The 24,643-nt window shown below is 70.0% G+C and carries 19 protein-coding genes; 14 read left to right on the top strand and 5 right to left on the bottom strand.

Annotated features, from left to right (window positions below):
• Window positions 1–232 precede the first annotated feature (232 nt).
• The 5 genes from rpsA (at window position 233) to AB0C12_RS14395 (ending at window position 7,203) form a co-directional block, all read left to right on the top strand.
• The gene (gene rpsA / locus AB0C12_RS14415) at window positions 233–1,753 is read left to right on the top strand and encodes a 30S ribosomal protein S1 (RefSeq protein ID WP_360547845.1); all 1,521 of its coding nucleotides are present in this window, start codon (window positions 233–235) and stop codon (window positions 1,751–1,753) included.
• An 89-nt stretch (window positions 1,754–1,842) separates the two neighbouring features.
• Window positions 1,843–3,042, top strand: a complete 1,200-nt coding sequence (gene coaE, locus AB0C12_RS14410; protein ID WP_360547843.1) for a dephospho-CoA kinase — start codon at window positions 1,843–1,845, stop codon at window positions 3,040–3,042.
• 322 nt (window positions 3,043–3,364) lie between these two features.
• Entirely contained in the window at window positions 3,365–5,482 is a 2,118-nt protein-coding gene (gene uvrB / locus AB0C12_RS14405) for an excinuclease ABC subunit UvrB (protein ID WP_360547841.1), read from the top strand.
• A gap of 5 nt (window positions 5,483–5,487) precedes the next feature.
• Window positions 5,488–5,877, top strand: a complete 390-nt coding sequence (locus tag AB0C12_RS14400; RefSeq protein WP_360547839.1) for an ester cyclase — start codon at window positions 5,488–5,490, stop codon at window positions 5,875–5,877.
• Between the two features lie 465 nt (window positions 5,878–6,342).
• Window positions 6,343–7,203 carry a GNAT family N-acetyltransferase gene (locus AB0C12_RS14395; protein ID WP_360549000.1) on the top strand — a complete coding sequence of 287 codons (861 nt, stop codon included), beginning with the start codon at window positions 6,343–6,345 and terminating at the stop codon, window positions 7,201–7,203.
• Here the strand turns inward: AB0C12_RS14395 and AB0C12_RS14390 are convergent.
• Window positions 7,200–7,493 carry an antibiotic biosynthesis monooxygenase gene (locus AB0C12_RS14390; protein ID WP_360547837.1) on the bottom strand — a complete coding sequence of 98 codons (294 nt, stop codon included), beginning with the start codon at window positions 7,491–7,493 and terminating at the stop codon, window positions 7,200–7,202. The two genes, AB0C12_RS14395 and AB0C12_RS14390, sit on opposite strands and share 4 nt — an antisense overlap.
• A 345-nt stretch (window positions 7,494–7,838) precedes the next feature.
• Here AB0C12_RS14390 and AB0C12_RS14385 point away from each other — a divergent pair, with 345 nt between their 5' ends.
• On the top strand, window positions 7,839–8,861 hold the full coding sequence (locus tag AB0C12_RS14385; RefSeq protein ID WP_360547835.1) for a TerC family protein: 1,023 nt from the start codon (window positions 7,839–7,841) through the stop codon (window positions 8,859–8,861).
• 57 nt (window positions 8,862–8,918) lie between these two features.
• On the opposite strand, the gene typA is transcribed toward AB0C12_RS14385, so the two are convergent.
• A complete protein-coding gene (gene typA / locus AB0C12_RS14380; RefSeq protein WP_360547833.1) occupies window positions 8,919–10,784 on the bottom strand; it encodes a translational GTPase TypA in 1,866 nt (621 codons plus the stop codon).
• A 161-nt stretch (window positions 10,785–10,945) separates the two neighbouring features.
• Here typA and AB0C12_RS14375 point away from each other — a divergent pair, with 161 nt between their 5' ends.
• Entirely contained in the window at window positions 10,946–11,737 is a 792-nt protein-coding gene (locus tag AB0C12_RS14375) for a transglycosylase SLT domain-containing protein (protein WP_360547831.1), read from the top strand.
• A gap of 182 nt (window positions 11,738–11,919) precedes the next feature.
• A complete protein-coding gene (locus AB0C12_RS14370) occupies window positions 11,920–12,345 on the top strand; it encodes a 50S ribosomal protein L11 (protein ID WP_360547829.1) in 426 nt (141 codons plus the stop codon).
• 51 nt (window positions 12,346–12,396) lie between these two features.
• Here AB0C12_RS14370 and AB0C12_RS14365 read toward each other — a convergent pair whose 3' ends face one another.
• Entirely contained in the window at window positions 12,397–13,005 is a 609-nt protein-coding gene (locus AB0C12_RS14365) for an ATP-dependent Clp protease proteolytic subunit (protein ID WP_360547827.1), read from the bottom strand.
• A 151-nt stretch (window positions 13,006–13,156) separates the two neighbouring features.
• On the opposite strand from AB0C12_RS14365, the gene AB0C12_RS14360 reads away from it, so the two are divergent.
• Window positions 13,157–13,771 carry a cysteine hydrolase gene (locus AB0C12_RS14360; protein WP_360547825.1) on the top strand — a complete coding sequence of 205 codons (615 nt, stop codon included), beginning with the start codon at window positions 13,157–13,159 and terminating at the stop codon, window positions 13,769–13,771.
• A gap of 3 nt (window positions 13,772–13,774) precedes the next feature.
• Here AB0C12_RS14360 and AB0C12_RS14355 read toward each other — a convergent pair whose 3' ends face one another.
• Both AB0C12_RS14355 and AB0C12_RS14350 read right to left on the bottom strand, forming a co-directional pair.
• Entirely contained in the window at window positions 13,775–14,428 is a 654-nt protein-coding gene (locus AB0C12_RS14355; RefSeq protein ID WP_360547823.1) for an MBL fold metallo-hydrolase, read from the bottom strand.
• A gap of 1 nt (window position 14,429) precedes the next feature.
• Window positions 14,430–15,128, bottom strand: coding sequence for a maleylpyruvate isomerase family mycothiol-dependent enzyme (locus tag AB0C12_RS14350; protein ID WP_360547821.1), 699 nt, complete (start codon window positions 15,126–15,128; stop codon window positions 14,430–14,432).
• Window positions 15,129–15,336: 208 nt separating this feature from the next.
• On the opposite strand from AB0C12_RS14350, the gene rsgA reads away from it, so the two are divergent.
• The 5 genes from rsgA (at window position 15,337) to uvrC (ending at window position 24,490) form a co-directional block, all read left to right on the top strand.
• Window positions 15,337–16,377, top strand: a complete 1,041-nt coding sequence (gene rsgA, locus AB0C12_RS14345; RefSeq protein WP_360547819.1) for a ribosome small subunit-dependent GTPase A — start codon at window positions 15,337–15,339, stop codon at window positions 16,375–16,377.
• Between the two features lie 22 nt (window positions 16,378–16,399).
• Window positions 16,400–18,196: a glycosyltransferase 87 family protein gene (locus tag AB0C12_RS14340; protein ID WP_360547817.1), complete on the top strand. Its 1,797-nt coding sequence runs from the start codon at window positions 16,400–16,402 to the stop codon at window positions 18,194–18,196.
• Window positions 18,197–18,306: 110 nt separating this feature from the next.
• A complete protein-coding gene (uvrA, locus tag AB0C12_RS14335; RefSeq protein ID WP_360547815.1) occupies window positions 18,307–21,264 on the top strand; it encodes an excinuclease ABC subunit UvrA in 2,958 nt (985 codons plus the stop codon).
• 207 nt (window positions 21,265–21,471) lie between these two features.
• Window positions 21,472–22,020: a Rieske (2Fe-2S) protein gene (locus AB0C12_RS14330; protein WP_360547813.1), complete on the top strand. Its 549-nt coding sequence runs from the start codon at window positions 21,472–21,474 to the stop codon at window positions 22,018–22,020.
• A 145-nt stretch (window positions 22,021–22,165) separates the two neighbouring features.
• Complete coding sequence (uvrC, locus tag AB0C12_RS14325) at window positions 22,166–24,490, top strand: excinuclease ABC subunit UvrC (protein WP_360547811.1); 2,325 nt, start codon at window positions 22,166–22,168, stop codon at window positions 24,488–24,490.
• The last annotated feature ends 153 nt before the right edge of the window (window positions 24,491–24,643 follow it).

Raw genomic sequence — 24,643 nt, 5'->3', positions numbered from 1 at the left:
ATCAGGAGGCCTTGCAACCTGTGGTAATGCGCACGGTAAGCTAGTCGATGCACTCGCGGATCGTGTGCCTCGGCAGGGAGCAGGTTCCGCAAGTCGTCGGTCCCAGCATGATCCTGCTCGCTTGATCTGACTCCAGTTGTCGTGATCACCGGATGTTCGTGCTGTGTCCGCCGTCAGTTCCGTGAGGGCGAGAGAGACACCACGACACCATCCGTTCGGAGCAACAGTCCACATGACGAGCAGCATCGAGGCCACCTCGAGCGCCAACAAGGTCACCGTCGACGATCTCGGCTCGGAGGAAGCATTCCTCGCAGCCATCGACGAGACCATCAAGTACTTCAACGACGGCGACATTGTCGAAGGCACCGTCGTCAAGGTCGATCGGGACGAGGTCCTGCTCGACATCGGCTACAAGACCGAGGGCGTCATCCCCTCGCGCGAGTTGTCGATCAAGCATGACGTGGACCCCGCGGAAGTGGTGTCGGTCGGTGACCACATCGAAGCCCTCGTCCTCACCAAGGAGGACAAGGAAGGTCGCCTGATCCTCTCGAAGAAGCGTGCGCAGTACGAGCGCGCGTGGGGCACGATCGAGAAGATCAAGGAGGACGACGGCGTCGTGCGCGGCTCCGTCATCGAGGTCGTCAAGGGCGGCCTCATCCTCGACATCGGTCTCCGTGGCTTCCTCCCGGCCTCGCTGGTCGAGATGCGCCGCGTGCGCGACCTGCAGCCGTACGTGGGCCGCGAGCTCGAAGCCAAGATCATCGAGCTGGACAAGAACCGCAACAACGTGGTCCTGTCCCGCCGGGCCTGGCTGGAGCAGACGCAGTCCGAGGTCCGCACCGAGTTCCTCAACAAGCTGCAGAAGGGCCAGGTCCGCAAGGGCGTCGTGTCCTCCATCGTCAACTTCGGTGCCTTCGTGGACCTGGGTGGCGTGGACGGCCTCGTGCACGTCTCCGAGCTCTCCTGGAAGCACATCGACCACCCGTCCGAGGTCGTCGAGGTCGGCCAGGAGGTCGAGGTCGAGGTGCTCGACGTCGACCTGGACCGCGAGCGCGTCTCGCTGTCGCTGAAGGCGACCCAGGAAGACCCGTGGCGCCAGTTCGCCCGCACCCACGCGATCAACCAGATCGTGCCGGGCAAGGTCACCAAGCTGGTTCCGTTCGGTGCGTTCGTCCGCGTGGACGACGGCATCGAGGGCCTGGTGCACATCTCCGAGCTGGCCGAGCGGCACGTCGAGCTGCCCGAGCAGGTCGTCCAGGTGGGCTCCGACGTCATGGTCAAGGTCATCGACATCGACCTCGAGCGTCGCCGGATCTCGCTGTCGCTCAAGCAGGCCAACGAGAACTTCGTCGAGGGCGAGGAGCACTTCGACCCGACCCTCTACGGCATGGCGGCGACGTACGACAACGAGGGCAACTACATCTACCCGGAGGGCTTCGACCCCGAGACGGGTGAGTGGCTCGAGGGCTTCGACAAGCAGCGCGAGGCGTGGGAGAAGCAGTACGCCGACGCTCGCGAGCGCTGGGAGGCCCACACCAAGCAGGTGCAGGCGTCCCGCGAGGCCGACGCCGAGGCCGCGCTCAACCCGGCTCCGGCCGGTGGCGTGACCACCTCGTCGTCCACCTCCACCTCCTCCACGTCGACGAGCTCCTCCGCGGGCCCGGCGCGTGCGGCGGAGGAGCCGGCCGGCACGCTGGCCACCGACGAGGCGCTCGCCGCTCTGCGCGAGAAGCTCGCCGGCGGCAAGGCCTGAGGCTCAGCGCCCGGCTCGCCAGCTAGTTGATCGGTCCGAAGGGCCGTCCGCGATTTCGGTCGCGGGCGGCCCTTCGGCATACTTGCCCGGTGTTGAAGGTCGGTCTCACCGGAGGAATCGGCGCGGGCAAGAGCGCCGTCGCCCAGCGCCTGGTCGCCCGCGGCGCGGTGCTCATCGACGCCGACCGGCTGGCTCGCGAGGTGGTCGCGGCCGGCACGGACGGCCAGGCCGCGGTCGTCGAAGCCTTCGGCCCGGCGGTGCTCGGCCCGGACGGCGAGCTCGACCGACCCGCGCTGGGCGCGCGGGTCTTCGGAGACGAAGCGGCCCGGCGCCGGCTCGAGAGCATCATTCACCCCCGCGTACGCGCCCGTACGGCGGAACTGACCGCGGCTGCCGCTCGGGACGCGATCGTCGTCAACGATGTCCCGCTGCTGGTCGAAACAGGGCTGGCGGCGTCGTACCACCTGGTCGTCGTGGTCGACGCGGACCGGGAGACCCGGGTCCGGCGGCTGGTGGAGACCCGTGGGATGAGTGCTGAGCAGGCCGCCTCCCGAATCGCCGCGCAAGCCGACGACGCCGTCCGGCGCGACGCTGCTGACGTGGTGCTCACCAACGACGGTGGTCTCGACGAGCTGGACGCGCGGGTCGAGCGCCTGTGGCAGGACCGGCTGCGCCCGTACGAGAAGAACCTGCGACTCGGCCGCCATGCCCCGGCCGATGGAGTGCTCCGCGTCGTACCCCCGGATCCGACCTGGCCCCGGCAGGCGCAGCGGGTGATCGACCGGATCCGGCACGCCCTGGCGCCGCAGCTCGGCGGCGACGCCGACGTGGCGCACATCGGGTCCACGGCCGTGCCCGGCCTGCCCGCGAAGGACCTGCTGGATCTCATGCTGGCCGTGCCGACCCTGGCCGAGGCCGACCGGCTGGCCGCGGCGCTCGGGGCCGCGGGACTGCCGCGGCGGGCCGGCGACTGGTACGACAACGCCCGCGGCCTGCCCGGCCGGACCTGGCCGAAGCGGTTGCACGGCAGCGCGGACCCGGGACGGCCGGTCAATCTGCACCTACGGGTGACGGGCTCGCCGGGCTGGCGTTTCGCGCTGCTGATGCGCGACCACCTGCGCGCGGTGCCGGCGGCTCGGGACGCCTACGCGGCAGCCAAGCAGCAGTGGGCGGCGCAGCACCGGGACGTGGAGGGCTACGCGGAGGCAAAGGAGCCCTGGTTCGACGCTGAGGCGGAGGCGGCCGACGCCTGGGCGCAGGCCAGCGGCTGGCAGCCGCCGAGGCCGTAGCGCAGGCCCAACGGCCCGGGCCGGGAGACCGGCCCCTGGACAGTAAGGGGCGCTCGCGGCGGCCGGTTCGCGCGGGTGCGCGACCATCGCGGATGCGCGCGCCGGACGGAGCCGGGGCAGCTATCCGCGGGCCTGCCCGGGCGCACCGTGTGATGGTGCCGGACCGGGCCGGACGGCCGCCGCGAGCGGCCTACCCGATCACCGTATAGCCGCAGGTGAACGCCGGACAATGCCGTTCCCCGGGGCCGAATGTGCACTCTGCGAACAGGGGTCACCCGGCGCCCGCGGAAACTTGTCACACCCGCGACGTACGGTGGTCTGCATGGCGCTCGACATCCCACGACTCGACGGCCGCTTCGAGGTCGTCAGCGACTACAAACCCGCCGGTGACCAGCCCACGGCCATCGCCGAGCTGGAGCGCCGGGTGCGCCGCGGCGACCGCAACACGGTGCTGCTCGGCGCCACCGGCACCGGCAAGAGCGCCACCACCGCCTGGCTCATCGAGAAGCTGCAGCGGCCGGCGCTGGTGATGGCCCCCAACAAGACCCTGTGCGCCCAGCTCGCCAAGGAGTTCCGCGAGCTGATGCCCCACAACGCGGTTGAATACTTCGTCAGTTACTACGACTACTACCAACCCGAGGCGTACATCGCCCAGTCCGACACGTACATCGAGAAGGACTCGTCGGTCAACGAGGAGGTCGAGCGGCTGCGGCACTCGGCCACCATGTCGCTGCTCACCCGGCGCGACGTGATCGTGGTGGCGACCGTGAGCGCGATCTACGGCCTCGGCACCCCGCAGGAGTACGTCGAGCAGGCGGTCAAGATCAAGGTCGGCCAGGAGTGGGACCGCGACAAGCTGCTGCGCCGCCTGGTCGACATCCGGTACGCCCGCAACGACATGGCATTCCAGCGGGGCACCTTCCGGGTCCGCGGGGACACCCTGGAGATCATCCCGGCCTACGAGGAGCTGGCGGTCCGCGTCGAGCTGTTCGGCGACGAGATCGAGAAGCTCTACTATCTGCACCCGCTCACCGGCGACATCGTCCGCGAGGTCGACGAGCTGATCATCTTCCCGGCGACGCACTACGCGGCCGGCCCGGAGCGGATGGAGCGGGCGATCCGCGACATCGAGGCCGAGCTGGCCGAGCGGCTCGCCGAGCTGGAGCGCCAGGGCAAGCTCCTGGAGTCGCAGCGGCTGCGGATGCGCACGACCTACGACATCGAGATGATGCGCCAGGTCGGTTTCTGCAACGGCATCGAGAACTATTCCATGCACATGGACGGCCGGTCGCCCGGCGAGCCGTCGCACACCTTGCTGGACTACTTCCCGGACGACTACATCACCGTCATCGACGAGTCGCACGTGACGATCCCGCAGATCGGCGGCATGTACGAGGGCGACGCCTCCCGCAAGCGCATCCTGATCGAGCACGGCTTCCGGCTGCCCAGCGCCGCCGACAACCGCCCGCTGCGCTTCGACGAGTTCCTCGAGCGGGTCGGGCAGATGGTGTTCCTGTCCGCGACGCCCGGCCCGTGGGAGATGGGTCAGGCCCAGGGCGAGTTCGTCGAGCAGATCATCCGCCCGACCGGCCTGGTCGACCCGCAGGTGGTGGTCAAGCCGACCAAGGGCCAGATCGACGACCTGATGCACGAGATCAAGCTGCGCACCGAGAAGGACGAGCGGGTCCTGGTCACCACCCTGACCAAGAAGATGGCCGAGGACCTCACCGACTACCTGCTGGAGAACGGCATCCGGGTCCGTTACCTGCACTCCGAGGTCGACACCCTGCGCCGCGTCGAGCTGCTCAAGGAGCTGCGCAAGGGCGACTACGACGTCCTGGTCGGCATCAACCTGCTCCGCGAGGGCCTCGACCTGCCCGAGGTGTCGCTGGTGGCGATCCTCGACGCGGACAAGGAGGGCTTCCTGCGCAGCGGCCGCTCCCTGATCCAGACGATCGGCCGCGCGGCCCGCAACGTCTCCGGCGAAGTCCACATGTACGCCGACAAGATGACCCCGTCCATGCGCGACGCGATCGAGGAGACCGACCGCCGCCGCGAGAAGCAGGTCGCCCACAACAAGGCGAACGGCATCAGCCCCGAGCCGCTGCGCAAGAAGATCCACGACATCCTGGACGACATCTACCGCGAGGCCGAGGACACCGACGCGGCGGTCGGCGGTCAGCTGGTGGGCGGCGGCGGCCGGCAGATGTCGCGGGGCAAGGGTCCGGTGCCGGAGACCCGCTCGAAGGCCCGCGCGAGCTCCGTGCCGGCCCGCGAGGGCATGGCCCGGGCTGAGCTGGCCCAGCTGATCCAGGATCTCAACGATCAGATGCTGGCCGCGGCCCGCGAGCTGCAGTTCGAGCTGGCGGCCCGGATCCGCGACGAGGTCCAGGAGCTGAAGAAGGAGCTCCGCGGCATGGACATGACCGGAGTGCGCTGACGACGATGCGGCGATCGGAGGCGGAGGCGTTCTACCGCGAGTACAACGCCGTGTGCAACGCCCACGCCTTCGATCGCCTGTCCGGGTTCGTGGCCGAGGACGTCCAGGTCAACGATGGGCCGCAGGGCCTGACGGCGTACGTGGCGGGTCTGCGTGAGGTGGTCCGCGCTTTTCCGGACTACCGCTGGGAGATCCGCGGTCTGCTGATCGACGGGGACAGGATCGCGGCGCACTTCACCGACACCGGGACGCACCGCGGTGAGTTCCTCGGGGTGGCGCCGACGGGACGCAGGATCTCGACGCGGGAGTTCGCGGTGTACGAGCTGGAGGCGGGGCGGATCGCCCGGGTGTGGGTGGCGGCCGACAACCTGGCGGTGCTCGACCAGCTCCGCTGACCAGCCGCATCGCCGGCCATGCCGCCCGCCGGATCCAGCACCGGCCTCCACGGGGACACTGCTGGTGGCCGGCTGGGGCGCCGATCTTCGCCGGTTTCGTCCCCGATCTTCGCCGGTGGCGTCGAACCGTCGCAAGCTCCGCAGCGGAATTGCTCGCGGTCTCCGGTGTGGTCGCCGCCGCTGGCCGCGGATGGCTGCCGCTGGCCGCGGGTTCGGGGTGGGGCCTGGCCACCACGGCGATCACCACCCGGCAGACCCAAGGCGGTGCGTGCAGCCGCAGCGCTCGGCGCGGCCGGTGTCGCGGCGATCGCCTGGAGAAAATGCCTGCGCCGCCGTTGGCGGCGCAGGCCTGGGCCGACCCGTGAGAGCTTCCAGCACGGGAACGGTTCTGGCCGGCTTCGGCTCCGCGCCGGAATTCGGTGGGGCCCGAGCCCGGCGTTCCCTAGGCTGGCGCCCGTGTCGACGATGGTCACCTGGACGCCCCTGCCGTTCGACGACGAGGATGCACTCGTCTCCCTGGCCGCGCGCTGTCTAGCCGCCGACGGCGGACTTCCGCTCGCCGCCGACCCGGCTTTCCTGCGCCGACGGTGGGGGGCTCCCGGCACCAGCACCATCCAGGGCCGGGACCACGACGGCCGACTCCTGGCTGCCGGCGCCGTACGTCCCACGCCCGCAACCGGTGGCGTCACCTTCTGCGGCCTGGTCGACCCCGACGTCCGGGGCCGGGGGATCGGCTCCCACCTGCTCACCTGGGGCCTCGCCCAGGACCAGCCCGTCACGGTCGAGACCGAGTCGTTGACCGGCCCGGCCGAGGAGCTCTTCGCCGCCCGTGGACTCCGGCAGGTCTTCGCCGAGGACGTCATGCGCATCGACCTCGCTGACGGCGTACCGGATGCGTCCTGGCCGGCCGGCGCCCAGCTGGCCGCTTGGTCCGAAACGCATGCGCCGCGCTTTCACGATGTTTATACGGCCGCTTTCCGGGACCGGCCCGGCTTCCCCGGGTGGACCGCCGACGAATGGACCGCCGACCTCACCGAGGACGATGACTTCCGGCCGCAGTGGTCCGTGCTGGCGACCCTGCCCGACCTGGGCGACGCCGGGTTCGTCACCGCCGCGGTCGACTGGATCGTGCAGGTCGGGGTCGCGCCCGCCGCCCGCGGCCGCGGGCTCGGCGGAGCACTCGTCGCGGAGGCCCTGCGGCGGATGCGCGCGGACGGCGCGACTCATGCCTGGCTGGACGTCAACGTCGACAATCCGGCGGTACGGCTCTACCGCAAGCTCGGCTTCGAGCACCGGGGACGGCGGGCGCGCTACCGGCTCAGTTAGGCCGGCACGTCGTTGAAGTGTTCGACCAGCGGCGGCTGGGCGAAGTACGGGCCGATCAGCGCCCGCCACTGGGCGAAGCGGTCCGAGTTGCGGAAGTTCTCCTCGTGGGCCTCGATCGACTCCCACTCCACCAGCAGGACGAAGCGGGACGGTGATTCCACGCCGTGGGTCATCCGGACCGAGTGGCAGCCTTCCGTGCCCGCCAGGATCGGGTGGGCTTTGCGGTACGCCGCGGCGAACTGTTCTTCCTGACCGGGGGAGACGTCGATCAAGGCGACTTCGAGAATCATGCTCCGAAGCATGCCACAGCAGGAGAACTAGCCTCCTAGGATGCGATAAAGGGTGTGCGGTGAGTGTCGGAAACGTCGGCAGGTGCAGGGGTGTGTCCGGATTGCGGGGAAAAGATGGCGAGAGCCTCGACACGGATAGCCGGGGTGATGTGCGAACCGGGCCGCCGATGCGACACAATGGCGGCGTAGGAGGGGAGTATTCCTCTGCGCCGGTCTCGTCAACACGGTTTTCACCCTCCGGGGTGAGCCCGGGGCCGGGGGTCGTCGCCCAGCCGGGCGCCGGCGGAAGAGACCTCCGACAGTCGCACGTCGCTGTCACCGCTTCATTCCGGGGCGGGAGCAGCGATGAACCGTGTCTGCCGGAGGTTCCCGTTGAATGTTTCCGCCTGGGTCTGGGTCATCACCCTCGTTGCCCTGGTCGTTGTCCTTGCCGTTGATCTGCTGATCGTCGGCCGGCGACCGCACGAGCCCAGCATGCGCGAGGCAAGCGGCTGGGTCGCCTTCTACGTCACGCTGGCCCTCGCCTTCGGGGTGGGCGTGTGGGTCGCCTGGGGTGGTCAGGCCGCCGGCGAGTTCTACACGGGCTGGCTGACCGAATACAGCCTCTCGGTCGACAACCTCTTCGTCTTCGTGATCATCATGGCGCGCTTCGCGGTGCCCCGGCAGTTCCAGCAGAAGGTGCTGCTCATCGGAATCGTGCTGGCGCTGGTCATGCGCGGTGCGTTCATCGCCGCCGGCGCCGCCCTGATCGCGCAGTTCTCCTGGGTCTTCTACATCTTCGGCGCGTTCCTGGTCTACACCGCCGTCACGCTGCTCAAGCAGGGCGAGAACGACGAGGACGACTTCAAGGAGAACATCCTCATCCGCTGGAGCAAGCGGGCGCTGCCGATCTCCTCCTCGTTCGACAGCGGCAAGATGACGGTGGTGACCGAGGCCGGCAAGCGGCTGTTCACGCCGATGCTCATCGTCATGATCGCGATCGGCACCACCGACCTGATCTTCGCGCTCGACTCGATCCCGGCGATCTTCGGCATCACCAAGGAGCCGTACCTCGTCTTCACCGCGAACGTCTTCGCGCTGATGGGCCTGCGCCAGCTGTACTTCCTGCTCGGCGGCCTGCTGGAGCGGCTGGTCTACCTCAACATCGGGCTGGCGTTCGTGCTCGCCTTCATCGGCGTCAAGCTGTTCCTCGAGGCGCTGCACACCAACGCGCTGGGCTTCATCAACGGCGGCGAGGGCGTGCACTGGGCCCCGGAGATCCCGATCTGGCTGTCGCTGCTGGTCATCCTCGGCACGCTGGGCATCGCCACGGTCGCGAGCCTGGTCAAGTCGTCGCGTGACAAAAGGAAAGAACTGATCAAGGCCTGAGCAAGGCAAAAGCCGGGGGTACGCGCATCGCGTACCCCCGGCTTTTTTGTCTGTTCGTCAGCCCTGGTGCTTGCGGCGGGCCGCCGCCCGGCCGCGGACCTGCTGGTCGAGCACGACCTTGCGGATCCGTACGGCCGCCGGGGTCACCTCGACGCACTCGTCCTCGCGGCAGAACTCCAGCGCCTGCTCCAGCGACAGCTTGCGCGGCGGGATCAGCTTCTCGGTCTCGTCGGAGGTCGACTGACGCATGTTCGTCAGCTTCTTCTCCTTGGTGATGTTGACGTCCATGTCGTCCTGGCGGGAGTTCTCGCCGACGATCATGCCTTCGTAGACCTCGGTGGTCGGCTCGACGAAGAGCTGGCCCCGCTCCTGCAGGTTGGTCATCGCGAACGCGGTCACCACACCCGCCCGGTCGGCCACCAGCGAACCGTTCTGCCGGGTGCGCAGCTCGCCGAACCACGGCTCGTAGTCCTCGAAGATGTGGTGCATGATGCCGGTGCCGCGGGTCTCGGTGAGGAACTCGGTCCGGAAGCCGATCAGGCCGCGGGCCGGGACCAGCCACTCCATCCGCAGCCAGCCGGTGCCGTGGTTGATCAGCTCTTCCATCCGGCCCTTGCGGGTGGACAGCAGCGTCGTGATGGCGCCCATGTACTCGTCCGGGGCGTCGATGGTCAGGCGCTCGACCGGCTCGTGGACCTTGCCGTCGATCGTCTTGGTGACCACCTGGGGCTTGCCGACGGTCAGCTCGTACGACTCGCGGCGCATCTGCTCGACCAGGATCGCCAGGGCCAGCTCGCCGCGGCCCTGCACCTCCCAGGCGTCCGGGCGCTCGGTCGGCAGCACCCGCAGCGAGACGTTACCGATCATCTCGCGGTCGAGGCGGTCCTTGACCATGCGGGCGGTCACCTTGCCGCCCTTGACCTTGCCGACCAGCGGCGAGGTGTTGGTGCCCAGGACCATGGAGATGGCCGGCTCGTCGACGCTGATCAGCGGCAGCGGGATCGGGTTCTCCGCGTCGGCCAGGGTCTCGCCGATCATGATGTCGGCGATGCCCGCGACGGCCATGATGTCGCCGGGGCCGGCGCTCTCGGCCGGCTTGCGCTCCAGGCCCTCGGTGATGAGCAGCTCGGAGATGCGCACGTTGCTGATCGTGCCGTCGGTCTTGCACCAGGCCACGGTCTGGCCCTTGCGGATCGTGCCCTCGTGCACCCGGCACAGCGCGAGCCGGCCGAGGAAGTTGGAGGCGTCGAGGTTGACGACGTGCGCCTGCAGCGGCGCGCCCTCGGTGTAGGTGGGGGCCGGGATGGTGTCCAGGATCGTGCTGAACAGCACCTCGAGGTCGGTGCTGTCCTCCGGGACCGTGCCGTCCTTGGGCTGGGTCAGGGAGGCGATGCCGTCGCGCGCGCACGCGTAGACGATCGGGAACTCGATCTGGTGCTCGTCGGCGTCGAGGTCGAGGAAGAGCTCGTACGTCTCGTCGACGACCTCCTTGATCCGGGCGTCGGGCCGGTCCACCTTGTTGATGATCAGGATGATCGGCAGCTTGGCCTGGAGCGCCTTGCGGAGCACGAAGCGGGTCTGCGGGAGCGGGCCCTCGGAGGCGTCGACGAGCAGGGCGACGCCGTCGACCATGGTGAGGCCGCGCTCGACCTCACCGCCGAAGTCGGCGTGGCCGGGAGTGTCGATGATGTTGATCGTGACGGGCTCGCCGTCGGCGGGCTGGTAGCTGATCGCCGTGTTCTTGGCGAGAATGGTGATGCCCTTTTCCCGCTCCAGGTCCATGGAGTCCATGGCGCGGTCGGCCATCTCGCCCCGTGCGTGGGACTGGCTCCCCTGGCGCAGCATGGCGTCGACCAGGGTGGTTTTGCCATGGTCGACGTGGGCGATGATGGCGACGTTGCGTAGGTCGGTGCGGGTCTGCATATCACCATTGTCCCCGGTCTTTGTTGCGGTGACCGTCCGGGGTCACAACCCGGAACCGGTGTCGGACCTCGTCCCTGATGGGCATTTTGTCGGGCGGCACGGGCGGCGGCCCGCTGCTAGCGTTCGGGCGTCGTCTCCAGGCACCGGGAAGGACTTCGTCGATGAACCGCAGGCTTGCCGTGCTCGTCGCGACGCTGGTCGGGTCGCTGGTGGTGAGCGGTTGCGGGCTCGGCGGCCAGAAGCAGCAGCCGGTCACGGTGGCGGCGCAGCCGACGGCCTCGGTGCCGGAGAACATCGTCGACCCGGTGCTCGAGGACGAGGAGCCCAGCCCGGAGCCGACCACGGCGAAGCCCAGGCCGAAGAAGAGCACGGCCAAGCCCAAGGCGACCCCGACCGAGGACCCGAACAACTTCCAGCTGCCCGCCTGCGCCGAGCGCGACGGCAAGGAGATGCCCAAGGCCAAGGCCAAGGCGGCTCTGAAGGCCGCGGCCGGCAAGACGTACTGGCCGGGGTCCGCGCCGCGGCTCAAGGTGCCGAGCCGGCTGGTCCTGGTCACCGCCTGGCACGAGAGCGGCTGGACCTCGAACTTCGTGAACTGCGACGGCGGCCGGGGCCTGATGCAGGTGATGCCGGACACCGAGGCGTTCATCAACCAGCGTTTCGAGAAGACGTACTCGGCCGAGGACTACAAGCAGAACGCGGTGCTCGGCGCCAACTACCTGGCCTGGCTGACCAAGGCGTTCGGCGACTCGTATTTCAAGGGCAAGTACGACCTGAGCACCGCAAAGTGCAAGAGCCACTCCAGCCTGTGCCTGCTCAACATGGTGATCGCGGGCTACAACATGGGCCGCGGGGCGGTCGACGAGGCGTACGCGCGCAAGGAGCTCCCCAACGAGCAGTACGTGGACGTCACCCGTTCGCTGATGAAGTCCTGCTACTGCGACCGCTACTAGCCGACCGGGTCGCCGGGCGCCGCAGGGGTCGAGCTACACTAGTCGGCGGAACCCGAGACTGTGCCCGCCGCTTTGACCCATTCTCGAGCGCGGTAGTAAGGTCTCGGGGTTGTCGTGCGTTGATGATGCTGGCGAGCTCCTGACGTAGGTTCGTGCAGCACACACTAAGGAGCTTTTGCGTAATGCCGCCCAAGAAGAAGACCCATGAGGTAACCCTCGCGCTTGAGGCGGGTAACGCCGCGATGGTCGACCTCGGCAAGATGCTCGGCCCGACCGGCGCCAACATGCGCGCCGTCAAGGTCGAGTACGACGAGGCGACGTCGAAGCAGCGTGGCGAGATCATCCCGGTCGTCGTGTCGGTCTACGAGGACCGCAGCCACACGCTGGCCTACAAGACTCCGCCGACGAGCTTCCTGATCCGCAAGGCTCTGGGCATCCAGTCGGGCGCGTCCAACCCGCTGACCCAGACCGTGGGCACGCTCAGCGCCGACCAGATCAAGCAGATCGCCGAGCGCAAGCTCCCCGACCTGAACGCGAACGACGTCGACGCCGCGGTGAAGGTCGTCGCCGGCACCGCGCGCTCGATGGGCGTCAAGGTCGCCGAGTAAGTCTCGTAAGCACGAAACGGCGCGGGTCCCGATCGGGGCCCGCGCCGTTTTTCATGCCTCTTTGCCGACGACCTCGTCGATGAGGCCGTAGTCGCGGGCCTCGGCCGCGCTGAGCACCCGCCCGGCGGACAGGTCATCTTCGATCCTGCTGCGGGTCTGGCCGGTCACCTCGACCAGGCGCAGCACGACCTCCTCCAGCTCACGCAGGTGCTGCCCGGCGGCCGCGGCCACCTCGTCGGCGGTGCCGGTGACCCCGGCCGCGCGGGGCTCGGCCAGCTTGAAGCGGGCATGCCGGTACGCGGAGCGGCGCTCGGCGGCGGCCAGCACCGCGAGCACGGCCCCGCCGGCCTCGGAGGTGACCACCGCGTGCACGGGCGCGGCCATGGCGTCCATGACGTCGATGACGGCGTGGGCCGCGTTCAGGTCACCGCCGGAGCTGGCCACGTGCAGCTGGATCGGCTCCGGCCCGGCCGCGTCCAGGGTGAGCAGCGCGGCGGCGATCCCCGAGGCGGCCTGCCCGGTGAGCGGGCCCCGGATCATGACGATGCGCTGGTCGAAGAGGCGTTCCTCGAGCCAGCCGGGAAGGGCGGGACCGCCGCCCGGCCACTGCTCGGGTGGGGGAGGAGGGCTGGAAGGTTGCCATCGCAGATCGGGTGTCACCGGACCTCCGCGCGTCGAGGGGTGTTCCGAGTCTAGGGACGCGCGCACCGGATGGGGGAACGGTTCAGCCGTGGGCGGACGGCGCATTGCTCGCGGCTGCCCGGAGTGCTTGCATGGACACCATGTGACCCGCCGCACACCAGGAGTTGTGATGTCCGAACCGCTGCAGCTGGACCCCGCCACGACGGCTCTCGTGCTGATCGAGTATCAGAACGAGTTCGTCTCGGAGGGCGGCGTGCTGCACAACGCCGTCGCGCCGGTGATGGACAAGACCGGGATGCTGGCCAACACGATCGCCCTGGTCGACGCGGCCCGCGCGGCCGGCGTGACGATCATGCACGCGCCGATCACGTTCGCGCCGGGCTACGGCGAGCTGTCGCGGCACCCGTACGGGATCCTCAAGGGAGTCGTGGACGGCAACGCCTTCGTCAAGGGCACCTGGGGCGCGGCGATCGTCGAGGACCTGACCCCGGCCGAGGGCGACATCCTCATCGAGGGCAAGCGCGGCCTGGACACGTTCGCCAGCACGAACCTGGACTTCATCCTGCGCTCGCGCGGCATCTCGACGGTGATCCTGGCCGGCTTCCTGACCAACTGCTGCGTGGAGTCCACGATGCGCAGCGCGTACGAGAACGGCTACCGCGTCATCACCCTGACCGACTGCACGGCGGCGACCTCGGCGGAGGAACACGACAACGCGATCGCCTACGACTACCCGATGTTCTCCCTGCCGATGGAGTCGGCCGAGCTCACCGCCGCCCTCTGAGCCTCACCAGCCGCGCTCGCGCCATTCCGGCAGGTGGGGACGTTCGGTGCCCAGGGTCGAGTCCTTGCCGTGGCCCGGGTAGAACCAGGTGTCGTCGCCCAGGCGGTCGAACAGCTTGGTCTCCACATCACCGATCAGCGACGCGAAGTTCTTCCGGTCGCCGCGGGTGTTGCCCACGCCGCCCGGGAACAGGCTGTCGCCGGTCCACAGGTGGGCGATGCCGTCCGGCTCGCGGTAGAGCAGCACGATCGAGCCCGGCGTGTGCCCCACCACGTGGATCACCTCGAGCCTGCAGTCGCCCACCGCGATGGTGTCGCCGTCGCGGACCGTGCGGCTCACCACCGGGATCGCCTCGGCGTCGTCGGCTCCCGCGATCGATTCCGCGCCGGTGGCCTTGATCACCTGCTGGAGGGCGCCGGTGTGGTCCGGGTGGCGGTGGGTGGTCACCACCGCCGCGAGGCCGGCCGGGCCGATCAGCTCCAGCAGGGTGTCCGCGTCGTTGGCCGCGTCGATCAGCACCTGCGTGCCGTCGGCCCGGCAGGTCAGCAGGTACGCGTTGTTGTCCATCGGGCCCACCGACACCTTGCGGACGGTCAGGCCGGTGAGCTCGCGCACGGCCGGCCGGCCGCCGCGGGTCACGTCTCCGGTGTAGGACATGTCACTTCCACCTCGGGGGCTCGGGCAGTGCGCCGTCCGGCGACACCGTGAGGTCGCTGCCGTCGGCCCGGCCGGCCAGCCACGCCGCGATCGAGCGGGTCGGGCCGCTGATCTCCGGGGCGCCGTCCGGGTTGCCGATGGTCAGCGTGTGCTCGACGCCCTGCGGGCGCAGCACCAGGTCGAGGTCCTGGATGTTGGTGACGATCTCGCGCAGGAGGCGCAGCGCGAACGCGTCCGACCAGTCCTCGGGGGTGTAGCCGCGGCCCAGGTCGACGTGGTGCACCTCGACCTCGCGCAGCCGGGCCCACGGCACCGCGGCCGCCGACGCGCCGGTCGGGGCCAGGAAGAACGTCCACGCCTCGGCCGGCATCGCCGCGGCCGCGTCGGCGAGGCGTTCGTGGGCCTCGCGCAGGTCGGCGATCTGCTCGGCCACCGGCCGGTCGGCGCCGGCGTCGATGCCGTCCGCGCGGGCCGTCGGCGAGGCGTAGGCCGGCGTCTCCACGCCGGTGCGGGCCCAGGTCAGCAGGTTGGTGTAGGCGTCGGCGTTGCGGGCCACGTGGGTCAGGACATGACCGACGGTCCAGCCGGGAAGCGCGGACGGCGCGCTCATCGCGCTGTCGTCCAACCCCTCCGCGGTACGGATCAGGCGCTCGGTGGCCTCGTCGACGTCGGTCATCAGCACAAGCGGGTCAACCGTCACGAGACGACCCTAGTTGGTGGCTCCGGGGCGGGCGCCCCGGAATTCGCTTTCGTGGGCGTAGCGGCGTCCGTACCGTCGGTGCAGACGCGCCAGACGATCACGGAGGGGGTGGGAATCGTGCTGTTCGTCGTTCGTGCGTTCCGGCTTCGCCCGGAGGCTGCCGCCTGACGCCTGTCGGCGCGGCCTCCCCTTCACCCTAAGGGTTCTCATGTCTGACCTGTCCGCGCTGGGCTGGGACGAGACACTCGCGTCCGCCTATCGCCCCTTCGACCGTCCCGACGCCACCGCCGCCCGCGTGCTGCGGGCCGACCGCGGCGTCTGCACCGTTCTCGATCCGTCCGGGGTGACCCGGGCCAGCCTGGCCGGCAGTGTGCTGCTCGGCGCCGCCCACGACCCGGCCAGTCTGCCCTGCGCCGGTGACTGGGTGGTGCTGCGGCGCTGGCCCGACCGGCGTACCACCGTCGACTGTGTGCTGCCGCGGCGCACCGCGCTGATCCGCCGTACCTCGGACAAGGACTCCGTCGGGCAGGTCCTGGCGGCCAACATGGATGCCGTCGCGGTCGTCGAACCGATGCACCCGGAGCCCGACGACGCCCGCCTGGAACGCCTGCTCGCGCTGGCCTGGGAGTCCGGCGCGCAGCCGGTCATCGTGCTTTCCAAGAGCGACACCGCGCGGGATCCGCAGGCGGTCGCGCGCCAGCTCGCCGAGCTGGCGCCCGGGGTACGCGTCCTGCCGGTCAGCGTGCACCGCGGCACCGGGCTGGAGGCGTTACGCGAATACGTCGCCCCGGGCCGCACCCTGGCGTTGCTGGGCCGGTCCGGCGCGGGCAAGTCCTCGCTGGTCAACGCGCTCGCCGGCACCGAGGTGATGGGCGTCCAGGAGATCCGGCGCGCCGACGGCAAGGGCCGGCACACCACCGCGTACCGGAATCTGGTTGTCATCCCCGGCGGGGGAGCGGTCCTGGACACGCCGGGCATCCGCGGGGTGGGTCTGCTGGACACCGCCGCGGGTCTCGACCGGGCCTTCGCCGACGTGACGGAGCTGGCCGCTCAATGCCGCTTCGGTGATTGTGGTCACGACGAAGAGCCCGGTTGCGCCGTCGCGGCGGCGCTGGCTGACGGGACGTTGCTGCCTCGGCGCCTGGAGAGCTGGCGCAAGCTGCACCGCGAGGTCGCCGTCGAGAGCAGCCGGCGGGCCGCGCGGCTGGCGCAGGCTGCGAGCTCGTCACGGCGCAGGCCGCGCCGCTGAGCGGCTCTGGCACAATTCACCGGTGCCCGCGGTGGAAGAGGTCCTGGACGAGCGCGGCCTCCCGGCCGCGGCGGCGCCCCCGCCCGCGCGGCGCCGCCGCCCCGACCTCTGGGCGCTGACCAGCTATCTCGCGCTCGGCGTACTGGTGCTGATCCAGCTCTGGATCGACCCGGCCGGCCGGGTGCTGTCGCACAACGACGACGACCACGGCTTCTTCGCCTTCGCCATGGCGCACGGCGAGCGGGTCCTCTTCCACGGGGCGAACCCGCTGTTCACCGACCGGATGAACGTGCCCGACGGCGTCAACATGATGGCCAACACCTCCGAGCTGGCGCTCAGCGTGCCGATGGCCCCGGTCACCCACTGGCTGGGCGTGGGCGTCTCGGTCGTGCTGCTGCTCACGCTGGGTCTCGCCGGTACGGCCTTCGCCTGGTACTGGGTGCTGTCCCGGCACCTGGTCGAGAGCCGCCGGGCCGCCTGGATCGGCGGCCTGTGGTGCGGGTTCGCGCCGACGATGGTGTCGCACGCCAACGGGCACATCAACTTCGTCTCGCAGTTCGTCGTGCCGTTCATCGTCTGGCAGGTGCTGCGGTTGCGCGAGCCCGGCCGGGCGGTCCGCGGCGGGGTCGTGCTCGGGCTGCTGATTGTGCTGCAGGTCTTCATCAACGAGGAAGTTCTGCTGTTCACGGCGCTGACGTTGGGCGCCTTCGTGATCGCGTACGCGGCGCTGGCGTGGTCGCAGGTGCGGGGCTACTGGCGCCGGTTCCTGGCCGGGCTGGGTGTGGCGGGCATCACCGCGCTGGTGCCGCTGGCGTACCCGCTGTGGTTCCAGTTCACCGGGCCGCAGAGTTACAGCGGGCAGCCGTTCGAGCCGGGCAAGTTCGTCACCGACCTGCTGTCGCTGGGCGCGTACGCGCGGCAGTCGCTGGCCGGCAACGCGGCGATCGCCCGGGAACTGAGCGTCAGCCCGACGGAGGAGAACACCTTCTACGGCGTACCGCTGCTGGTGTTGCTCGTCGTCTCGCTGGTGCTGGTGTGGCGCAACCTGGCCGCCCGGGCCGCCGCGATCGCCGGCCTGGTCCTGCTGATCATGTCGATGGGCCCCGAGCTGCGCGTCGGCGGCCACGACACCGGCATCCCGCTGCCGTTCGCGCTGATCGCCCACGTGCCGGTGATCGACCTGGTCAGCGTCACCCGGTTCGCGATGGTGACCACGACGATCATCGGCCTGCTGCTGGCGCTGGCCGCCGACCGGGTGCCCGCGCTGAGCCGGCACCGGCAGACCGCGTTCTGGGTCGGCCTCGTCATAGCGATCGTGCCGGTGCTGCCCAAGCCGCTGCCGGTGGTCGCCGCCGACCCGCTGCCGCCGTTCATCGCCCAGCAGATGTGGCGCGACTACGTCAGCGACGACCGCACCCTGGTGACCGTGCCGTTGCCCGAAGTCACCACGGGCCGGGCCGGGATGCGGTGGTTCGCGATGTCCGGGCTGGATTACCGGGTTCCGCGGGGCTACTTCATGGGCCCGGCGGACCCGCCGCTGAACAACACCGGCTCCTGGAACGCCGCACCCCGGCGCACCTCCGACCTGTTACGCATCGCGGGGGCGTACGGTCGGATGCCGGTGGTCACGGTCGCCGACCGGATGGCCGCCAAGAACGACCTGAGCTACTGGCGGGCCGCGGTGGTGGTGCTCGTGCCGGGCACCCCGCACCACGACCTGCTCGAAAAGATCCTCACCGACCTGCTCGGGAAGGCTCCGCAGCAGGTCGGCGGGGTTCAGCTGTGGGACGTACGGGGCATCGTTCGCCCGTCCGGGTGACGGGAATGCCGGTCCCGTCCACGGCGCTGTAGTTCGCTGGCGGAAAACTTGTCGTACCCCGTGGCTAGGGTGGCGGCGCCCATTGTCTTGACGTTACGGAGTGGCTGGCTGTGGCCGACCGACTGATCATCCGCGGCGCGCGGGAGCACAACCTGCGCGACGTCAACCTCGACCTGCCCCGCGACGCGATGATCGTGTTCACCGGTCTCAGCGGCTCGGGCAAGTCCAGCCTCGCCTTCGACACCATCTTCGCGGAGGGCCAGCGCCGTTACGTGGAGTCGCTGTCGTCGTACGCGCGGCAGTTCCTCGGGCAGATGGACAAGCCCGACGTCGACTTCATCGAGGGCCTGTCCCCGGCCGTGTCCATCGACCAGAAGTCGACCTCACGCAACCCCCGCTCCACCGTCGGCACGATCACCGAGGTGTACGACTACCTGCGGCTGCTCTTCGCCCGTACCGGGATCCCGCACTGCCCGGTCTGCGGTGAGCGGATCAGCAAGCAGTCGCCGCAGCAGATCGTCGACCGGGTCCTGGCGATGCGGGAGGGCACCCGGTTCATGGTGCTCGCGCCGGTGATCCGCGGCCGCAAGGGCGAGTACGTCGACCTCTTCGCCGAGCTGCAGTCCAAGGGCTACGCCCGGGCCCGGGTCGACGGCGTGGTGCACTCGCTGGCCGAGCCGCCGAAGCTCAAGAAGCAGGAGAAGCACACCATCGAGGTGGTCGTCGACCGGCTCTCGGTCAAGGCCAGCAGCAAGCAGCGCCTCACCGACTCGGTCGAGGCGACGCTGGCGCTGTCCGGCGGCATCGTGCTGCTCGACTTCGTCGACCTGCCCGAGGACGACCCGAACCGCGAGCGCCGCTTCTCCGAACACCTGGCCTGCCCCAACGACCACCCGCTGGCGATCGAGGATCTCGAACCGCGGGTCTTCTCCTTCAACGCGCCCTACGGCGCCTGCCCGGAATGCACCGGTCTGGGCACCAAGAAGGAGGTCGACCCGGAGCTGATCGTGCCGGACGAGGAGCGCACCCTGCGCGAGGGCGCGATCCAGCCGTGGTCCGGTGGTTCCACCATGGAGTATTTCCTGCGCCTGCTGGAGGCCCTGGCCAAGGCCGAGAAGTTCAGCGTCGACACTCCCTGGCGGCAGCTGCCGAGCCGGGCCCAGAAGACGATCCTGTACGGCTCCGAGGACCAGGTCCACGTCCGCTACCGCAACAAGTACGGCCGTGAGCGCTCCTACTACACCGGCTTCGAGGGTGTGGTGCAGTGGATCGAGCGCCGGCACAGCGACACCGAGAGCGACTGGTCCCGCGACAAGTACGAGGGCTACATGCGCGAGGTGCCCTGCCCGACGTGCTCCGGCGCCCGGCTCAAGCCCGAGGTGCTGGCGGTCACGATCGCCGGCAAGAGCATCGCCGAGATCTGCAACCTGTCCGTCGGCGAGTGCGCCGAGCTGCTGGCCACCATCGAGCTCACCGACCGCGAGAAGATGATCGCCGAGCGGGTGCTCAAGGAGATCAACGCCCGGTTGCGCTTCCTGGTCGACGTCGGCCTGGACTACCTGTCGCTGGACCGCGGGGCCGGCACCCTGTCCGGTGGCGAGGCGCAGCGCATCCGGCTGGCCACCCAGATCGGCTCCGGCCTGGTCGGCGTGCTGTACGTGCTGGACGAGCCGTCGATCGGCCTGCACCAGCGCGACAACCACCGGCTCATCGAGACGCTGGTCCGGCTCAAGAAGCTGGGCAACACGCTGATCGTGGTCGAGCACGACGAGGACACCATCCGTACCGCCGACTGGATCGTCGACATCGGCCCCGGTGCCGGTGAGCACGGCGGCAACATCGTGCACAGCGGCTCGGTCAAGGGTCTGCTGGCCAACAAGGAGTCCCCGACGGGGGCGTACCTGTCCGGCCGCAAGAAGATCCCCATGCCGGCCACCCGCCGCCCGCACACGCCGGGCCGCGAGCTGGTCGTGCAGGGCGCGCGGGAGCACAACCTGCGCGACATCACCGTCGGCTTCCCGCTGGGGCAGTTCATCGCGGTCACCGGGGTCAGCGGCTCGGGCAAGTCGACCCTGGTCAACGACATCCTCTACACCGTGCTGGCCAACCAGATCAACGGCGCTCGCATGGTGCCGGGCCGGCACACCCGGATCTCCGGCCTGGAGCACGTCGACAAGGTCGTCGGTGTGGACCAGTCGCCGATCGGGCGCACCCCGCGGTCCAACCCCGCCACGTACACCGGCGTGTTCGACAACATCCGCAAGCTGTTCGCGGAGACCGTCGAGGCCAAGGTGCGCGGCTACGGTCCCGGCCGGTTCTCGTTCAACGTCAAGGGCGGCCGCTGCGAGAACTGCTCCGGCGACGGCACGATCAAGATCGAGATGAACTTCCTGCCGGACGTCTACGTCCCCTGCGAGGTGTGCAAGGGCGCCCGGTACAACCGGGAGACCCTGGAGGTGCACTACAAGGGCAAGACGATCTCCGAGGTGCTGGAGATGCCGATCGAGGAGGCCGCGACCTTCTTCGAGCCGATCACGTCGATCCACCGCCACCTCAAGACCCTGGTCGACGTCGGTCTGGGCTACGTGCGGCTGGGCCAGCCCGCACCCACCCTGTCCGGTGGTGAGGCGCAGCGCGTCAAGCTCGCCTCCGAGCTGCAGAAGCGCTCCACCGGCCGGACGGTCTACGTGCTCGACGAGCCGACCACCGGCCTGCACTTCGAGGACATCCGCAAGCTGCTGCTGGTGCTCAACGGCCTGGTCGACAAGGGCAACACGGTCATCACCATCGAGCACAACCTCGACGTGATCAAGAACGCCGACTGGCTGATCGACATGGGCCCCGAGGGCGGCCACAAGGGCGGTCTGGTGCTGGCCACCGGCACCCCCGAGGAGCTGGCCGACGTGCCCGACAGCCACACCGGGCAGTTCCTGCGCCCGATGCTCGGCCTCACCGGCGAGCCGGCCGGTGCGGCCGCCGCTCTGGCCCGCGCGGCCAAGGCCAACGGCGCCCCCAAGGCGGTGACCAAGCCCCGGGCCACCCGGTCCCGGGCCAAGGCCACCGTCTGATCCACAGGTAACACACAGCTACGCCGTCCGCCCGCCCCGCTACCAGGGGCGGGCCTGGCGGCGTGCCCGAAACTACGGCGAAACGCAGCATCCACGCCGATATTTTCCACCCGGCCCATGAACCACATCGCGGATGGCAGCGTATGTACAAGCAACGCCGCGTGACGCAAGCACGCGGATCAGGGGTACGGGAAGGGTTCGGAACAGATGACTGACGTGCAGACGAGGCCCGACGCCGAGATCACCGCCGTCCAGCCGGCCTGCGGGGGAGCGGGATCGTCGCGCCGCGTCGTGCTGGCCGGAGCCACCGCGCTCGGCGCCGGCTGCCTGCTGGCCGCCTGTGGCACCGACACCGGTGGCGCCGGCAGCAACGGCTCCAGCGGCGGCGACTTCAGCAACAATCCCGCGCCGGCCGGCAGCAAGGGCGCCGACACCGGCTCGACCTCCGGCGGCGACTCGGGCGGCAACTCCGGTGGCGCGGCGCTCGCGCTGGTCGCGGACATCCCCGAGGGCGGCGGCATCATCAAGGGCGACTACGTCATCACCCAGCCGGCCTCGGGCACCTTCAAGGCGTTCAGCAAGGTCTGCACCCACCAGGGCTGTGACGTGAGCAAGGTCGACGGTGGCGTGATCACCTGCCCGTGCCACAACAGCACCTTCTCCATCGAGGACGGCGCGCCGACCGGCGGCCCGGCCAAGAAGCCGCTGCCCGAGACCAAGGTCAAGGTGGACGGCGACAACATCGTCGCGGCCTGAGGGCGGCGACCCGGGAACTGGGGCCGGCGTGATCCTGCCGACACCGCCGGCCCCGACACTCTCCGGCCGGAGGCCCGACGCCGTGGCGGCGGCAACGGGCATCCGGTCGGATAATCATGTCAGGGGTCCGCACTAGTGTTGAGTCGTGCCTGACCCGTCCAGCTACCGGCCGGCGCCCGGGACCATTCCGGACGCCCCCGGTGTCTACCGCTTCCGTGACCCCACCGGCCGCGTCATCTACGTGGGCAAGGCGAAGAGCCTGCGCAGCCGGCTGAATTCGTACTTCGCCGACACGTTCAGCCTGCACGCGCGCACCCAGCAGATGGTCACCACCGCGGCCGCCGTCGACTGGGTGACCGTCAGCAGCGAGGTCGAGGCGCTGCAGCTGGAGTTCTCCTGGATCAAGGAGTTCGACCCGCGCTTCAACGTCAAGTACCGCGACGACAAGTCGTACCCGTTCCTCGCCGTCACGCTCAACGAGGAATACCCCCGGCTGCAGGTCATGCGGGGCGCCAAACGCAAGGGCGTGCGCTACTTCGGGCCGTACTCGCACGCCTGGGCCATCCGCGAGACCCTCGACCTGCTGCTGCGCGTCTTCCCGGCCCGCACCTGCTCCAGCGGCGTGTTCAAGCGCGCCGGCCAGATCGGCCGCCCCTGCCTGCTGGGCTACATCGGCAAGTGCTCGGCGCCCTGCGTCGGCACCGTCTCGGCCGCCGAGCACCGGGAGATCGTCGACGACTTCTGCGACTTCATGGCCGGGCGCACCGACACGTTCGTCAAGCGCCTCGAACGCGACATGATGCAGATGTCCGAGCAGCTCGAGTTCGAGAAGGCGGCCCGGCTCCGCGACGACATCGCCGCGCTGCGCAAGGCCATGGAGAAGCAGACCGTCGTGCTCGGCGACGGCACCGACGCCGACGTCGTCGCCTTCGCCGAGGACCCGCTCGAAGCGGCGGTGCAGGTCTTCCACGTCCGCGACGGCCGCGTCCGCGGCCAGCGCGGCTGGGTCGTGGAAAAGGTCGAGGACCTCAGCACGGGAGACCTCGTGCACCACTTCTGCACCCAGGTGTACGGCGACGAGCACGGCGAGAACGACGTCCCCCGGGAGCTGCTCGTCCCCGCCCTGCCCCCGGACGCCGAAGCGCTGGAGAAGTGGCTCACCGAGCACCGCGGCAGCCGGGTCAGCCTGCGCGTGCCCCAGCGCGGCGACAAACGTTCCCTGCTCGAGACGGTGGCCCGCAACGCCGGCGAGTCCCTGGCCCGGCACAAGCTGCGCCGAGCCGGCGACCTGACGACCCGCAGCAAGGCCCTCGACGAGATCGCCGAGGCCCTGGGCATGGAAACGGCGCCGCTGCGCATCGAGTGCTTCGACGTGTCCCAGATCCAGGGCACGGACGTGGTGGCCAGCATGGTGGTCTTCGAGGACGGCCTGGCCCGCAAGAGCGAATACCGACGCTTCGCGGTCCGCGGAAACCCGGACGGCTCAGGCACCGACGACCTGGCGGCGATGAGCGAGGTGATGCGGCGGCGGTTCGCCCGCTACCGTGCCGAGGCCGCACCGGGCGGCTCCGCGCCGCCGTCCGACGCCCTCGGCGACGCCTTGGCCGACAGCCCGGCCGATGCCCCGGCTGATGACGGGGCCGATCGCCTGGGCGGTGACGCGGCTGATGGCCGGGCCGATCGCCTGGGCGGTGACGCGGCTGGTGGGTCCGATGGCCGCGGCTTGGCCGGTGGTCCGGCCGATTCGCTGGCCGGCGGCGTTGCCGCTGCGGCTGACGGCTCGGAGCCGGTGACCAGCGAGCTGCCGGGCATCGACCCGCTGACCGGGCGGCCGCGTCGTTTCGCCTACCCGCCCAACCTGGTTGTCGTCGACGGCGGCCAGCCGCAGGTCAACGCGGTCGCCGCGGTCCTGTCCGACCTCGGCATCACCGACGTGGCCCTGTGCGGCCTGGCCAAGCGGCTGGAAGAGGTGTGGTTGCCGGGCGAGGACTTCCCGGTGATCCTGCCCCGCACCTCCGAGGCCCTATATCTGCTCCAGCGGGTGCGCGACGAGGCCCACCGCTTCGCCATCACGTTCCACCGGCAGCGGCGCTCCAAGCGCATGACCGCTTCCGCGCTCGACAACATCGCCGGGCTGGGGGAGACGCGCCGCAAGGCGCTGCTGCGGCACTTCGGCTCGCTGAAGCGGCTCGGGCAGGCCACGCCGGAGGAGATCACCGAGGTCCCGGGCATCGGTCGCCGGACCGCGGAGGCGGTCCTCGCCGCCCTGGCCGACACCACGAAGGCCGGCGACCCCGCACCGGACCCGGCCACCCCGGCGACCGGCGGCGCGGGAAAGACGAAGGCGGGAGCCAATCGCAACAGGGCCGCCCGGCCGCGCATCCCGACCCCCGACACCGTGGACCTCGGCGACCCGCCGGCTGATCCGGGGCCGGAGGAGTCGTCCGTGGCAGCGCTGGAACGGCCTTGACGCGATCATTGCGCTGACGACGCGGATGGTGACGGAATACGGGCGGTGGGGACGCCGTTCACCGGGTGGGCCGATCGGGGTGGCTTGCGGGACCCTTCGGGCACCGGATCGGGTAAAGGACACCACGTCCGGCGGTACCGGGTCGACGCTTCG

This window comes from Actinoplanes sp. NPDC048967 (assembly GCF_040649415.1).
Taxonomy (GTDB): Bacteria; Actinomycetota; Actinomycetes; order Mycobacteriales; family Micromonosporaceae; genus Actinoplanes.
The sequence above is the reverse complement of the archived record's forward strand: the minus strand, read 5'-3'. Positions and strand labels throughout refer to the sequence as shown.

Excerpts from the sequence above, each read along its gene's own strand:
- rpsA (WP_360547845.1), top strand. The coding sequence starts at position 233 with ATGACGAGCAGCATCGAGGCCACCTCGAGCGCCAACAAGGTCACCGTC.
- uvrB (WP_360547841.1), top strand. The coding sequence starts at position 3,365 with ATGGCGCTCGACATCCCACGACTCGACGGCCGCTTCGAGGTCGTCAGC.
- AB0C12_RS14400 (WP_360547839.1), top strand. The coding sequence starts at position 5,488 with ATGCGGCGATCGGAGGCGGAGGCGTTCTACCGCGAGTACAACGCCGTG.
- AB0C12_RS14395 (WP_360549000.1), top strand. The coding sequence starts at position 6,343 with ATGGTCACCTGGACGCCCCTGCCGTTCGACGACGAGGATGCACTCGTC.
- AB0C12_RS14390 (WP_360547837.1), bottom strand. The coding sequence starts at position 7,493 with ATGATTCTCGAAGTCGCCTTGATCGACGTCTCCCCCGGTCAGGAAGAA.
- AB0C12_RS14385 (WP_360547835.1), top strand. The coding sequence starts at position 7,839 with ATGAACCGTGTCTGCCGGAGGTTCCCGTTGAATGTTTCCGCCTGGGTC.
- typA (WP_360547833.1), bottom strand. The coding sequence starts at position 10,784 with ATGCAGACCCGCACCGACCTACGCAACGTCGCCATCATCGCCCACGTC.
- AB0C12_RS14375 (WP_360547831.1), top strand. The coding sequence starts at position 10,946 with ATGAACCGCAGGCTTGCCGTGCTCGTCGCGACGCTGGTCGGGTCGCTG.
- AB0C12_RS14370 (WP_360547829.1), top strand. The coding sequence starts at position 11,920 with ATGCCGCCCAAGAAGAAGACCCATGAGGTAACCCTCGCGCTTGAGGCG.
- AB0C12_RS14360 (WP_360547825.1), top strand. The coding sequence starts at position 13,157 with ATGTCCGAACCGCTGCAGCTGGACCCCGCCACGACGGCTCTCGTGCTG.
- AB0C12_RS14355 (WP_360547823.1), bottom strand. The coding sequence starts at position 14,428 with ATGTCCTACACCGGAGACGTGACCCGCGGCGGCCGGCCGGCCGTGCGC.
- rsgA (WP_360547819.1), top strand. The coding sequence starts at position 15,337 with ATGTCTGACCTGTCCGCGCTGGGCTGGGACGAGACACTCGCGTCCGCC.
- AB0C12_RS14330 (WP_360547813.1), top strand. The coding sequence starts at position 21,472 with ATGACTGACGTGCAGACGAGGCCCGACGCCGAGATCACCGCCGTCCAG.